The sequence below is a fragment of the Mesorhizobium sp. M0563 genome, assembly GCF_040321065.1.
GTDB lineage: Bacteria > Pseudomonadota > Alphaproteobacteria > Rhizobiales > Rhizobiaceae > Mesorhizobium.
Genome location: NZ_JAMYQV010000005.1, coordinates 129,002 through 142,143, shown reverse-complemented (window position 1 = coordinate 142,143; position 13,142 = coordinate 129,002). Strand labels below are relative to the sequence as shown.

Genomic DNA, 13,142 nt, shown 5'->3' with positions numbered 1-13,142 from the left:
CGTCGCACATCCTCTGTTTGTACCTGCACGGTGAAGCGCCAAATGGGCTCGTAAAAAACAGGGACGTTGCGAATCCTCAATCAGTCCGCGGTCAGCACGACCTTGACACTCTGAGTGCGGTCGGCGGCAAGTCGGAACGCATCGGGGGCGGAGGAAAGCGTGCGCTCCGCCGTCACCAGCTTCAGGACGTCCACCTCCCGCGACACAATGAGGTCGACTGCGCGACCGAACTCGCTGCCGAAGCGGAAGGTGCCTTTGAGGTCGATCTCCTTGGCCATCACCGCATTGGCGGGCAGCGGGATCTGGCCACCGGGAAGATTGCCGACCTGGACCACCGTGCCGCCGCGCCGGACGCTGGCGATTGCCGCGGCAAGGCCTGCGGCAGTGCCTGAAATCTCGAACGCCACGTCAAGCGAACCGCCGGCGGCGAGCGCCTGGAGCTCGCCGTCGCCGCTGGCAATGTCGATCGTCCTGTCGGCACCCAACCTGCCGGCGAAGGCGAGCGGCGCGGCGGCGATGTCGGCGACGGTCAGTTCAGCGCAGCCGGCAAGCCTGGCCGCGAGCATGGTCAAGAGACCGATGGGGCCGGCACCGAACAGGATGACGTTGCGGCCCCTGATGTCGCCCGCCCGCGCGACGGCGTGCAGGCTGACCGCCAACGGCTCGGCAAGCGCCGCCGCCTGGTAGGCCACATCAGATGGAACCTTGAAACATTGCGCGGGCTTGGCGTCGAACAGACTGGCGAAACCGCCCTGCATATGCGGCGTCTTCGATGCCGAGCCCATGAAATAGATGTTCTCGCAGAGATTGGCGCGGCCTTCCAGGCATCGCGCGCAATGCCCGCACCAGCGCGACGGATTGACCGCGACGTGGTCGCCGACGCCCAGGCCGGGTGCCGCGCCATTGATCTCGACGATTTCGCCTGAGATTTCGTGGCCGAGGACAAGCGGCGAGGTCACCACGAAATCGCCGGTACGGGCATGGCGGAAATAATGCAGGTCGGAGCCGCAGATGCCCCCGGCCTCGAAGCGCACCCGCACCATGCCTGGCGCCAGCGGTTCGAGCGGACGCTCCACGACGCGCAGGTCCTGCGGGCCGAACAGCGTCGCGGCAACCACCTGGCCGCTCACCGGATCAAGCCCATCTCGGTCGGCAGCCAGAGCGTGATGGCGGGTATGAAGGTGATCAGAAGCAGCGCCACGATAAGCGGCACCAGCCACGGCAGGATCGCCATGGTGGTGCGCTCGACAGAAAGCTTGGCGACACGTGACAGCACGAACAGCACCATGCCGAGCGGCGGGTGCAAAAGCCCGATCATCAGGTTGAGCGTCATGATCAGCCCGAAATGCACCGGGTTGATGCCGTAGACGGCGGCAACCGGCAGCAGGATCGGCACCAGAATCGTGATCGCGGCGATCGTATCGAGGAAGCAGCCGACCACCAGCATCAGGATGTTGACCAGGATCAGGAACACCCACTTGTTTTCGGTGAGCGCGAAAATGAAGTTCGAAAACAGCTGCGCTGCCTGGCTGACGGTGAGCAGCCAGGCGAAGATCGATGCGGCGGTGACGATGAAGAGCACCGAGGCGGTCGTTTCGATCGTGTCGAAGCTGGCCTTGGCAAGCAAACGCAGCGTCATCGTGCGGTAGCGCACCAGCCCGAGGAAAAGCGACCAGATGACAGCCGCCATCGCGGCTTCGGTTGGCGTGAACCAGCCCATCGTCATGCCGCCGATCAGGATGACCGGCGTCATCAGCGCCATGACCGCGGAGAAGTCGAAATACCAGTCCGCCGCGACCAGCACCAGCAGCGCGATGCCGACCGCGATATTGATCGACAGGCCAAGCTGCACAAGCACGTAACAGCCAATCGGAAAGGCAGCCACCACCAGCACCTCGCCTGCTGCTTCGGCGAGCCGCCGAAGCTCGAAAGGTGTGTCGGAACCCCAGCCGCGACTGTAGGCAAAGATGGCAACCGTAATCATCATCAGCACGGTCATGACCACGCCGGGCAGGATGCCGGCCATGAACAGCGCACCGATCGAGACATTGGCCATCATGCCGTAGATGACGAAGGGCAGCGAGGGCGGAAAGATCGGCCCGAGCGTGGCGGAAGCGGCGGTGACGCCGACCGCGGCGTCGATAGGATAGCCGTGGTCCTTCATCGCCTTGATCTCGATCGTGCCAATGCCGGCGGCGTCGGCGAGCGCGGTGCCCGACATGCCGGAAAAGATCACCGATCCGATGATGTTGACCTGCGCCAGGCCGCCCTTCATCCAGCCGACCAGGGCAAGGGCAAAGGAATAGATGCGCCCGGTGACGCCGGCGATGTTCATGAGGTTGCCGGCCAGGATGAAGAAGGGAACGGCGAGCAGTGGAAAGCTCTCGACCCCGGCGATCATGCGCTGGGCCGCAATGATATCGGGCGCCACGCCGTAGATGACGAGGTAAAGGATCGAGGCGGCCGCCATCGAAACGGCGACCGGCACGCCGATGAGCATCAGGACAAGAAAGCCCCCTACCAGAAGCAGCATCGCTCAGACCCCCGCCGTCTCGAACGCCCCGGGACGCTCGAGCACCGAATAGCCGCGCCTGTAATTGCCGATGAAGACCTGGATCGAGCGCAGAAGCATCAGCACGAAGCCAGCCAAGACGGCGTAGAAGAACCAGCGCCGCGGCAGGTTGACTGTGACCATGCGCTCATGCGCCACGATCGTGACGTAGCGCCACATCAGCCATGTTCCGTAGGCGAAGAATGCAATGCGGATAATATCGACGGCGAGCGCCAGCCAGCGGCCAACGCGCTCCGGCAGATAGTGGTAAAGCACATCGACATGGATATGGCGCGAAAGGCGCACGCACATGGCGGCGCCGAGAAAAACGACGACGACGAGCGCGTTGATGGCGATCTCCTCGGTCCAGGCAAGGCTGTTGTTCAGCGCATAGCGGGTGAAGAACTGCAGGAAGACACAGACGACCATGCCCCAGAACACGGCAAGCGTGATCCAGTCCTCGATACCGTGGTCCGACAGGTCGACGTGTACCGGCACCTCCTCGAAGGCGTGGGCGATCTCTTCGACGGCGATCTCGGTGTGGTGTTCCTCGGCCATTGGCGCGGGCTCCCGAAGCTGGTGGTCGTCAAGGATTGGAAAGGCCGTCCGGCACAATTTCAAGCCGGACGGATGGGCAGGTTAAAGCGGCGAATCCGATTGCCGCCCTATCCTCTTGATTGAGCATCCGATTTCCCGATGCCCTATTTGATGGCGCGGATCGCTTCCCAATCGGCCTTGTTGTAGCCGAATTCCTCGAAGGTGACCTTCTCCAGCACATTCTTCTCGAAGTCGGCACGGTCGACATCGGTTACGCTGATGCCGCGGTCCTTGAATACCTGCACCAGTTCCTTTTCGCGGGCGACGATCTTCGCCGTGGCGCGGGCGGCAGCCTCCTGCATCACCTCGGTGAAGATCTTCTTGTCCTCGTCGGAAAGCGAGGCCCAGCGCGACGCCGATATGATGGTGTTGAGATGATCGACGATATGGCCGGTGAGCACGATGTTCTTCTGCACCTCGTAAAATTTCTTCGCCTCGATGGTGGTCAGCGGGTTCTCCTGGGCCTCGACCGTGCCGTTCTGCAGGGCGAGATAGACCTCGGCGAAGGCAATCGGCGCGGTGTTGGCGCCGCAGGCACGCGGCATGGCTAGATAGGCGGGCACGTCGGGGACGCGCATCTTCAAGCCCTGCATGTCGGAGCACTTGGCGATCGGCCGGTTCGAGGTGGTCTGCCGCGTTCCATAATAGGTGGTGGCGGCGATGTGATTGCCGGTCTTGTCCTCGTAGCCCTTGGTCAGGGCCTTGTAGACGTCGCTCTTGGTGTATTTCAGCAGATGGTCGGCATCGCGGAAAGTGTATGGGAAATAGGTGACGCCGATCGGTGGATATTCGCGCGCTGCGAAGCTCGATCCGGAAATGATGATATCGACGGTGCCGAGCATCAGGCCCTGGTTGATGTCTGCTTCCTTGCCAAGCTGCGAGGCCGGATAGACGTCGATGGCGTAGCGGCCCTGGGTGCGCTTCTTGATCTCGTCGGCCGCCCACACGGATTCGGTGTGGAAGGGCTCCGTCGTCTCGTAGACATGTGCCCATTTCAGGACCGTTTCCGCCGAGGCCGACGCCATGGGTATGGCAATTGCGGCGATCGCACCGAGCAGAACTGCGTATTTTCTCAGCATCTAATTCCTCCCTGGTTGGATTTGACGGCCGGATCTCCCCCCGGCCAACTGCTATTCCGCAACCTCCTTGGCTGCGGCTCTCTCATCGAAATTGCGTGAGAATCTGATTTGCGACTGGCGCAGATGCTGCTGCATGGCGGCCTTGGCCCGCTCGGGGTCGCGCGCGGCAATCGCATCGCGCACGGCACGATGCTCCTTTGCCGCTATCTGCCAGGAATCGTTGGTCTCGAAATAGATCGACAGGCGTTCGAAGTACGGGTTCATGCGCTGGTCGAAGAGCTCGCCGATGAAGCGCACCAGCACCGCGTTCTCGAGAATGCCGGCGACTGCAGTATGGAATTCCCGGTCGAGCGTAATGGTCATCTTGTTGGGGTGACGCATGGCCTCCATCCGGCGCAGCACGTCGTCGAGCCGTTCGATATCTGCAGGCCGGACGTGGAGAGCAGCTTCGGCGGCGATCGCGCCTTCGACGAATTCGCGCGCGCGCAACAGCTCGAACGGGCCTTCCTCGATTTCGGGTTCGGAGGCGGGGGCGCTCGGCGGATCGGTGACGTAGATGCCCGAGCCGACGCGGATGCGTATGCGGCCTTCGACCTCCAGCGCTATCAGCGCTTCACGGACCGTCGGGCGGGAAATTCCGAGCTGGTCGGCCAGATCCCGCTCGGTCGGCAGACGGTCGCCGACGGAAAACTCGCCGGCATCGATCAGTTGCCTGAGCTGATCGGCGACCTGTCGGTATAGCCGGCGTGGTTCAACGGCCTGGATCGGCATGCGTGTTTAGTTCCCTCCCCGGCTCGCCCCTGGTACATTGGTCTGACCCATTGACCGCAAGCTTAGACAGACCATGCAGAGAGTCAAGCTCGACAGAACCGCGGCCCGCGCACCGGAAGGCGGCGGCATTCGGCAGGCATTCCATGCGTCAGCGCCGTCCTCCGCGAATGACCAGGACGTTCCCGGCGGCGACGAGGACGAGCCCGATGATCGCGTAAGCGGTCCAGGCATAGCCTTCCAGCGCCGTGGAGATCAAAAGCGCAAAGACGGGAAATATGACGGTCGCATAGCCGGCGCGGGCGCCGCCAATGCGTCCGAGCAGCGTCAGGTAGGCGGCGAAAGCCATGACCGTCGATATGACGGCGAGGAAGACCAGCGAGCCGATATAAGAGGCGGTCGTCGCGAACACGAACGGCTCACCGAGCAGGAAGGCCAGGAACGCCGACCACAGAGTGCCGTAGAGCATGCCCCAGGCGCTGGTTGAAACGAGCGGCAGGCCGCGGCGCTGGTTTGCGACGGAGACGAGATTACCGGCGCAGAAGCTCAGCGTGCCACAGAGGCACAGCAGAAGGCCCACCAACGTCCTGCCTGAAAGCCCGTTCGCGGCAATTTCGGGAAAGAACATCAGCGCTATGCCGGCGAAGCCAATAACGCCGCCGGCGAGAATGCGCGGCGCCGGGCGCTCGCCGATGACCAAGGCACCGAGCAGCATGTTGATGACCGAGGCGAGCGAGAAGACGACCGAGAGCAATCCGCTGACGAGATAGCCGGCGCCGTAATAGAAAAACAGGAAGTTCGATGAGAAGATGAGGATGCCGAGCACAGCAAAGCGCAGATGATCGGTGATCGGAAAGCGGAGCCGCCCGCCGAAAAAACCGGCCCAGGCAAACATCAGCAGCGTGGCGATGGCGAAGCGCCAGACCAGATTGACCTCGTTCGATACGCCGCTGCCGACCTGAAGTTCGATCGCGAACCACGATGCGCTCCAGGCGATGACCGTCAGCGCGTAAAGCCCGTAGTCGACGGGTTCGAAGGGGCGGTCGCGCGTCGTCGTGCGCTTTTCCGCGGTAGCCGGCTCCGGGGCGCCGTTTGGTTCTCTTGTTACCGACATGCTGGCCAAGACTCTTCCGCTCATAAGGCGCTTATAGACCAACCGTCCGCCTTCGCCGCTTCTGACCCCAGACGACGAGACCGAGCAACAGCAGTGCCGGGATGGCGAACCAATAGCGCGACGGCCGTTCCGCAGGGACTAGCACCTGATTGATTTCGTCGCCCGGCTGCAGGCCGAATTTGGCCGCCTGGCTGCCCAGTCGCACCACGCCGACCGTCACGTTATCGCCAAGCGCACTGACGTCCAAGCCCGCGGCCTTCAGGCGTTCGGCCGATGAATTTCCAGGCCCGAGTTGTAGTCGCACCAGCTTCGATATCTCATCGCCGTTGAGGTTCAGTGTCGTCAGGCGCAAGCGAACTGCGCCCCCCTCGGCTGTCTCGTCGACGATACGGCCGAGTTCGGAGGCAGGCACTGCCCGATAGGGTTCGCTCACCTGATCGAGCAAGAGTCCCGGCCTGAACAAGATGAAACAGGCCAGCAGCAACGCAATCGTCTCGTACCAGCGGTTGCGCACGAGCATCCAATTCTGCGTCGCTGCTACAAACGAGACCATGGCCAGCGTCGACGTCACCACCATCGCGACGAAGTCGAACGGACCTTCGAGATCGATCATCAGCAGTCCGGTGTTGAAGATGAAGATGAACGGCAGCAGGCCGGTACGGATCTCGTATTTGAAACCCTGAATCCCGGTCTTCACCGGATCGGCGCCGGAAATTGCCGCAGCAGCATAAGCCGCCAGCCCCACTGGCGGCGTCACGTCTGCCATCAGCCCGAAATAGAAAACGAACATATGGACGGCGACCAGCGGCACGGCAAGATCGTTCTGCGCCGCCAAATCGACGATGACCGGCGCCATCAAGGTGGCGACGACGACATAGCTTGCAGTGGTCGGCATGCCCATGCCGAGAATGATGCAGATCACCGCGGTGAACAAGAGCATGACGATGAAGCTGCCGCCCGAGATGAATTCGACCAGCTCGGTCATCACCAGCCCGATGCCCGTGAGCAGAACCGTGCCGACGATGATGCCGGCCGTCGCAGTGGCAATGCCGACCGTCGTCATGTTCCGTGCAGCGGCGGACAGGCCACCGACCAGATCGTCGAAACCGCGAAGCCAATGCCGTGCCAGCGCACGGTCCTTGCGGAAAAAGGCGGTGAGCGGCCGTTGCGTCACGATCAGCGCCATCAGGGCGACAGCGCCCCAGAATGCCGACAGGCCGGGCGACAGCTCCTCCACCATCAGGCACCAGATCAGCAGGATCACCGGCAGCAGAAAATGCAGGCCGGTGCGCGCCGTCTCGCCGAAATGCGGAATCCTTACGATCTCGCCCTCCAGATCCTCCAGCGGCAGGTCGGGATAGCGCGCACGGTAGGCGACAAGGCCGATGTAGACGGCGATCAGCGCGGCACTGATCATCCAGGTCGCGGCCGCGCCGAAAACGATCTTCGTCCAGCCAATGCCGTAATAGACAAGCCCTGCGAGGACGATGAAGCCGCATATGCCCATCAGCCCACGCAGCGCACCCTGAAATGCGGAGTGCGTGCTGCGTGACGGCAGGCCCTTCATCCCCGTCTTCATCGCCTCGATATCGACGATGTAGAACAACGAGCCGTAGGTCAGCAGCGCTGGGTAGAAGGCGTGCTTGACCACCTCGGCATAGGAGATGCCGACATATTCGGCGATCAGGAACGCGGCGGCGCCCATCACCGGAGGCATCAGCTGACCATTGACGCCGGCCGCACATTCGATGGCGCCCGCCTTGACCGCAGAATATCCGACCCGGCGCATCAGCGGGATGGTGAAGGTTCCGGTGGTCACGACATTGGCGATCGACGACCCAGAAATCATGCCGGTCAGGCCGGAAGCGACGACGCCGGCCTTGGCCGGACCGCCGCGGTATTTGCCGAGCAGCGAGAAGGCAAGCTGGATGAAAAAGCCGCCGGCGCCGGCGCGCTCCAGCAATGTTCCGAACAGAACGAACATGAAGACGACATTGGTGGACACACCGAGGGCAACACCGAAGACCCCCTCCGACGTCAGCCACATCTGCGAGGCTGCGCGCGATAACGTCGCGCCCTTGTGGCCAAGCAGGCCAGGAAGGTGAGGCCCGGCGAAGATATAGATCAGCATGATCGCCGCGATGACGGTGATAGCAGGCCCGACGGCGCGACGCGCGGCCTCGAGCAGGATGAGGACGCCGGCGATCGAGACGACCAGGTCAGCCGTAGTCGGAAGACCCGGCCGATGGGCGATATCGCTGTAAAAAACCAACAGATAGAGGGCGGACGCCGCCCCGGCGATGCCTAGCACCCAGTCGGGCGGCGGCACCCGGCTGCGCGACGAGGTCTTGAAGGCCGGAAACGTCAGCATCGCCAGAAACAGGGCGAAGGCCAGATGAATGGAGCGGGCGATGCCGTCGCTGACAACTCCAAAATTGAGCATGAACGGAAGGGGCGAGGCATACCAGAGCTGGAACAGCGACCATGCCAGCGATACGCCGAGGATCAGCTTCGCGGTGCGGCCGGTCGGCTTGCGCCCACCGGTGTCGGCCTCGGCGACGATCTCGCTGAGCTTGTCAATGTCGATAACGGGTTGGTCAGGCGCTGCCGCCCGCTGGCTTTGATCTGTCATCGTTCCCCACAATTACTTGCGATGCGAGGTGCCCGTTGCGCCTCGCATCGGAGGCCTCAGAGCCAGCCCTTTTCCTTGTAGTAGCGCTCCGCGCCCGGATGTACCGGCGCCGACAGACCGGTCTTGATCATCTCCTTGGGATCGAGATTGGCGAAGGCCGGATGCAGTTTCTTGAAGTCGTCGAAATTTTCGAAGACCGACTTCACCAGTTCGTAGACCACCTCATCGGGCGTGCTGGCGTTCGCCACGACAGTGGCGCGGACGCCGAATGTCTTCACGTCGTCCGGATTGTTGGCGTACATGCCGCCCTTGATGGTGGCGACTGAAAAGTAGGGATGGGCTGCTAACAGCGCGTCCACTGCCGGACCGGTCAGTGGGATGAGTTTGGCGCCACAGGCCGTGGTCGGATCCTGGATCGCGGCGGAAGGATGACCGACGCCATAGAAGAAACCATCGATCTTGTTGTCGCACAGCGCGCTGCCCTGCTCGTCCGCCTTCAGCTCAGCGGCAAGCGAGAAATCGCCGAGCGTCCAGCCAATCTGCTTGAGCAATTCCTCCATCGACGAGCGGGTGCCTGATCCGGGATTGCCGACGTTGAAGCGTTTGCCTTTGAAGTCCTCGAATTTGGTGACGCGGGCGTCCGGCCGCGCCAGCACGGTAAACGGCTCGGGATGAACGGAGAACACGGCCCGCAGATCCTTGAACGGCTTGCCGTCGAAATTTCCAGTCCCTTCATAGGCCTGGTACTGGACGTCCGATTGGGTCAAGCCGAAATCGAGGTCGCCGGTCTGGATGGAGTTGACGTTGAAGACGGAACCGCCAGTCGACTCGGTCGAGCATCGGATGCCGGTTTTCTGCCGGTCCTTGTTCATCAGTCGGCAAATGGCGCCGCCCACAGCGTAGTAGACGCCGGTGACCCCGCCGGTGCCGACCGTGACGAAGCGCTGCTCGGCTCCGACGGATGGCAGCGCCAGCAGCATGCAGGCCGCCGCGCCGATCAGGGTTTTCATCGAACTATACATGGTTGCTACCTCTCTGGTGGTTGTCCCGGCCCGTCGCCGATGACGCGTTGGAATTGGGTTGAGACGATCCGCGTCGTGCGGGTCAGGCCGCTGAAGCGATCGCAGCGTCGATCGCCTCACCGAGCCGTTCGACTATCCGATCGATATCCTGTTTGGAGATGATGAAAGGCGGCGCCACAAGCACATGAACGCCGCGCACACCGTCAATCGTCCCGGCCATCGGGTAAATCATCAGGCCGCGGGCCATTGCTTCGCGCTTGATGCGGGCGTTGAGTTCAAGCCTCTGGTCGAACGGCTCCTTGGTGGCGCGATCAACCACCAGCTCGATTCCCCTAAACAGACCCCGCCCGCGAACATTGCCGACGTGATGGTGGTTATCGAAGCGTTGGTGCAGGCGTTCGTCCAGCTGCGCGCCCATTGCGCTGACGTTGTCGAGCAGACGGTCACGTCGGATGACCTCCTGCACGGCAAGGCCGGCCGCGGCCGCCATTGGATGCCCCATATAGGTATGCCCATGCTGGAAGAAGCCCGAGCCTTGGGCAAAGGCGTCGAAGATATGCCTGCCAAGCAGCACCGCGCCAATCGGCTGGTAGCCGCCGCCGAGCCCCTTGGCGACGGTCAGCAGGTCGGGAGCGATGCCGTCCTGTTCGCACGCATGCAGCGTGCCGGTACGGCCCATGCCGCACATCACTTCGTCGAGGATGAGCAGCACGCCGTAGCGGTCGCAGATCGCGCGAATGTGCTTGAAATAATCGGCAACCGGCGGCACGGCGCCGAGTGTGGCACCCACCACCGGCTCGGCGACAAAGGCGATGACCTCGTCCGGGCCGAGTTCGAGGATCTTGTCTTCGAGCTGCTGGGCGGCGCGCGCCGCATAGGCTTCGTCGCTTTCGCCATGCTTTTGATAGCGATAGGCGTAACAGGGGTCGATGTGATGGGTCTCGATCAGCAACGGCCTGAATTGGGCGCGCCGCCATTCATTGCCGCCGGTGGCGAGAGCACCGAGCGTATTGCCGTGATAACTCTGCCGGCGTGCGATGAGATGGCGCCGTTGCGGTTCGCCTTTCTCGACAAAATATTGCCTGGCCATCTTGAGCGCGGCCTCGACCGCCTCCGAGCCGCCGCTGACCAGATAGACATGGTCCAACCCTTCCGGCGCGTCCTCGACCAGCCGATCTGCCAAGCGCTCCGCCACCTCGGTGGTGAAGAAGCTGGTGTGGGCGTAGGCGATACGGTCAAGCTGGGTGTGCAGTGCAGCGATCACGTCGGGATGACCGTGGCCGAGACAGGACACGGCGGCGCCGCCCGAGGCGTCGATATAGGACTTGCCCTCGGCATCGAACAGTTCGATGCCTTGGCCGCGAACGGCGACCGGCAGCGTCGAGTGGATGGTTCGATGAAGAATGGGTGTCATCGACGGTCCCTCATGGGCATTTTCTTCGGCGGACGTTGGTTCAGATGGGTCTTGAGGGCGGCGCCCTGCTCATCGAAACGTCGCAGCGACTCAACGGCGCCCTCGCCTGCCTGCCCTGCGACAAGAGCGCCGAGGACCTCCGCAACGATGAAAGCTGGCGTCATGGTGTGGAAAAAGGACGGGCTGCCCGTCGGCACGATGACCAGGTGATCGGCAAGCAGCGCCAAGGGCGCTACCCCGCTGTCGGTGACCGCAACGATCGGTACGCCGCGGCCGGCAGCATACTCGACAAGCTCGATGGTGAAGCGCGTGTAGGGCAGGACGCTGGCGGCGATCAGCACGTCGTCCTTGGTCGCGTGGGCCAGAGCGTCGCCGTCGGTTCCGCCGATGCCGTGCAGCAGCACCGACTTCTCGCCGATCAGCGACAGGATGTAATGCAGATGCCAGGCCACTGCGTGGCTCGAGCGCAGGCCGAGGCAATAGACACGCCTTGCCGCACTCAGCGCCCTGGCCGTGCCGACCAGACGGTCGATCGACCTGCTTTCGGCGAGATGGGCAAGTTGGCTGGAAATTGAATCCAGAATATCGGCCGCCAGCGCGTGGTCGCCCTTGAGCTTTTGGCTGGCCACCTGGAGGCCCGCCTTGCCGGCAAAACCGATTTCGCCGTCCCGGATCGCGGCGGCGTAGATATCGCGTACGGTCTCGTAGCCATCAAGGCCGAGATGCTGGGCCAGCCGCGTCATCGTGGCCGGCTGCACTCCCGCGTGCCGGGCCTGCTCGCGCATGGACAACAACGCGACATCATACGGCTTATCAAGGACATAGCGCGCGGCGGACCGAAGCTGCGCCGACATGCCGTCGAAGGCACTGACGATCTGTCCAGCAAGCTCTCCCTGATCCATGGATATTGCTAGCTCGCCAGACCAGCGATTGCAACGTCTGTTTCAGTGTGGTCAAAGATTGATTCATATGAATCTTGTCACTCACAGAGCGTCTCCATGAAGCCGGCCCATGGTCTCGATCGCGTCGCCATAGCTGTCGCGCCGAACGGGGGACGTCGCAGCAAGGCCGACCATCCGGCGATTCCGCTGACAACAGCCGAACTTGCGCGGACGGCCGCGGAATGCGCCGATGCCGGTGCGGCTATGATCCACGTCCATGTCCGCGACAGAAGCGGCAATCATCTGCTCGACGCCGACGCCTACCGCCAGGCGATCGCCGCCATCCGCGGTGCCGCCGGCGACCGCTTGGTAGTTCAGATCACTTCCGAAGCACTCGGTATCTATTCGCCGGCCCAGCAGATGGCCGTCGTACAAGATGTGAAGCCGCAAGCTGTCTCCCTGGCGCTTCGCGAAATCGTTCCTGATGCCGGATCGGAGCTCGCATTCGCGCGCTTCATGGCCTGGCTGCGCACCGAGGGAGTAGCGCCGCAGATCATCCTCTATTCGCCCGAGGAGGCCGTCAGGCTTTCGGACATGCAGCAGCGCGGACTGATCCCCTGGGCAAGCACACCGGTTCTCTACGTGCTGGGCCGCTACACGCCGGGACAGACGTCCGTTCCTGCCGATCTCCTGCCATTCCTCGCGGCGAACACGCCGCGCTTCGACCATTGGAGCGTCTGCGCCTTCGGCCGCAACGAAGCGGCGTGCGTGATCGCCGCCGCGTTGCTTGGCGGCCATATCCGGGTCGGCTTCGAAAACAATCTCTTCCTTCCGGACGGCAGAATAGCTTCGTCCAACGCCGAACCGGTAGCGACGGTCGCACGCATACTCGCCGACTGCGGCGTCAAGATCGCCTCGGCCGCCGAGTTGGCGGCTCAATGGAACGCGCCGTTTCGTTCCATATGACAAACCAAAGCCTATTTTCGGCGGCAAGCTCGCGTAAGGCATAGAGAGGCGGCTGCAATGTCATCGCCACGGAAGAACGACGTGTCCCCGCCTACGGCGCGGCGATTGCAACAACAGT

At 62.9% G+C, this 13,142-nt stretch carries 11 protein-coding genes; 1 reads left to right on the top strand and 10 read right to left on the bottom strand.

What is annotated here, in order from left to right:
• Positions 1-80: 80 nt before the first annotated feature.
• From NKI50_RS09645 to NKI50_RS09600, 10 genes are all read right to left on the bottom strand, one after another.
• A complete protein-coding gene (locus tag NKI50_RS09645; RefSeq protein ID WP_352483861.1) occupies positions 81-1,130 on the bottom strand; it encodes an L-idonate 5-dehydrogenase in 1,050 nt (349 codons plus the stop codon).
• Positions 1,127-2,533 carry a TRAP transporter large permease gene (locus tag NKI50_RS09640; protein WP_352483860.1) on the bottom strand — a complete coding sequence of 469 codons (1,407 nt, stop codon included), beginning with the start codon at positions 2,531-2,533 and terminating at the stop codon, positions 1,127-1,129. Before NKI50_RS09640 ends, NKI50_RS09645 begins: the two co-directional genes overlap by 4 nt.
• Before the next feature lie 3 nt (positions 2,534-2,536).
• The gene (locus tag NKI50_RS09635; RefSeq protein WP_352716337.1) at positions 2,537-3,109 is read right to left on the bottom strand and encodes a TRAP transporter small permease; all 573 of its coding nucleotides are present in this window, start codon (positions 3,107-3,109) and stop codon (positions 2,537-2,539) included.
• 143 nt (positions 3,110-3,252) lie between these two features.
• Positions 3,253-4,227: a sialic acid TRAP transporter substrate-binding protein SiaP gene (locus NKI50_RS09630; protein WP_023717039.1), complete on the bottom strand. Its 975-nt coding sequence runs from the start codon at positions 4,225-4,227 to the stop codon at positions 3,253-3,255.
• Positions 4,228-4,278: 51 nt separating this feature from the next.
• On the bottom strand, positions 4,279-4,998 hold the full coding sequence (locus tag NKI50_RS09625; RefSeq protein ID WP_031193403.1) for a FadR/GntR family transcriptional regulator: 720 nt from the start codon (positions 4,996-4,998) through the stop codon (positions 4,279-4,281).
• A gap of 148 nt (positions 4,999-5,146) precedes the next feature.
• Positions 5,147-6,109, bottom strand: a complete 963-nt coding sequence (locus tag NKI50_RS09620; RefSeq protein ID WP_352716335.1) for a DMT family transporter — start codon at positions 6,107-6,109, stop codon at positions 5,147-5,149.
• A gap of 31 nt (positions 6,110-6,140) precedes the next feature.
• Complete coding sequence (locus NKI50_RS09615; RefSeq protein WP_352494351.1) at positions 6,141-8,741, bottom strand: TRAP transporter permease; 2,601 nt, start codon at positions 8,739-8,741, stop codon at positions 6,141-6,143.
• 56 nt (positions 8,742-8,797) lie between these two features.
• Complete coding sequence (locus NKI50_RS09610; protein ID WP_051409598.1) at positions 8,798-9,751, bottom strand: TAXI family TRAP transporter solute-binding subunit; 954 nt, start codon at positions 9,749-9,751, stop codon at positions 8,798-8,800.
• Positions 9,752-9,845: 94 nt separating this feature from the next.
• Complete coding sequence (locus NKI50_RS09605; RefSeq protein WP_352716333.1) at positions 9,846-11,177, bottom strand: aspartate aminotransferase family protein; 1,332 nt, start codon at positions 11,175-11,177, stop codon at positions 9,846-9,848.
• Positions 11,174-12,079, bottom strand: coding sequence for a MurR/RpiR family transcriptional regulator (locus NKI50_RS09600; protein WP_352483855.1), 906 nt, complete (start codon positions 12,077-12,079; stop codon positions 11,174-11,176). Before NKI50_RS09600 ends, NKI50_RS09605 begins: the two co-directional genes overlap by 4 nt.
• 96 nt (positions 12,080-12,175) lie before the next feature.
• On the opposite strand from NKI50_RS09600, the gene NKI50_RS09595 reads away from it, so the two are divergent.
• Entirely contained in the window at positions 12,176-13,024 is an 849-nt protein-coding gene (locus tag NKI50_RS09595; RefSeq protein ID WP_352483854.1) for a beta-keto acid cleavage family enzyme, read from the top strand.
• The last annotated feature ends 118 nt before the right edge of the window (positions 13,025-13,142 follow it).

What these genes read in the sequence shown, in the direction of transcription:
- NKI50_RS09640 (WP_352483860.1), bottom strand. Translation starts at nt 2,533, where the DNA reads ATGCTGCTTCTGGTAGGGGGCTTTCTTGTCCTGATGCTCATCGGCGTG.
- NKI50_RS09610 (WP_051409598.1), bottom strand. Translation starts at nt 9,751, where the DNA reads ATGAAAACCCTGATCGGCGCGGCGGCCTGCATGCTGCTGGCGCTGCCA.
- NKI50_RS09595 (WP_352483854.1), top strand. Translation starts at nt 12,176, where the DNA reads ATGAAGCCGGCCCATGGTCTCGATCGCGTCGCCATAGCTGTCGCGCCG.
- NKI50_RS09630 (WP_023717039.1), bottom strand. Translation starts at nt 4,227, where the DNA reads ATGCTGAGAAAATACGCAGTTCTGCTCGGTGCGATCGCCGCAATTGCC.
- NKI50_RS09635 (WP_352716337.1), bottom strand. Translation starts at nt 3,109, where the DNA reads ATGGCCGAGGAACACCACACCGAGATCGCCGTCGAAGAGATCGCCCAC.
- NKI50_RS09625 (WP_031193403.1), bottom strand. Translation starts at nt 4,998, where the DNA reads ATGCCGATCCAGGCCGTTGAACCACGCCGGCTATACCGACAGGTCGCC.
- NKI50_RS09615 (WP_352494351.1), bottom strand. Translation starts at nt 8,741, where the DNA reads ATGACAGATCAAAGCCAGCGGGCGGCAGCGCCTGACCAACCCGTTATC.
- NKI50_RS09620 (WP_352716335.1), bottom strand. Translation starts at nt 6,109, where the DNA reads ATGTCGGTAACAAGAGAACCAAACGGCGCCCCGGAGCCGGCTACCGCG.
- NKI50_RS09600 (WP_352483855.1), bottom strand. Translation starts at nt 12,079, where the DNA reads ATGGATCAGGGAGAGCTTGCTGGACAGATCGTCAGTGCCTTCGACGGC.
- NKI50_RS09605 (WP_352716333.1), bottom strand. Translation starts at nt 11,177, where the DNA reads ATGACACCCATTCTTCATCGAACCATCCACTCGACGCTGCCGGTCGCC.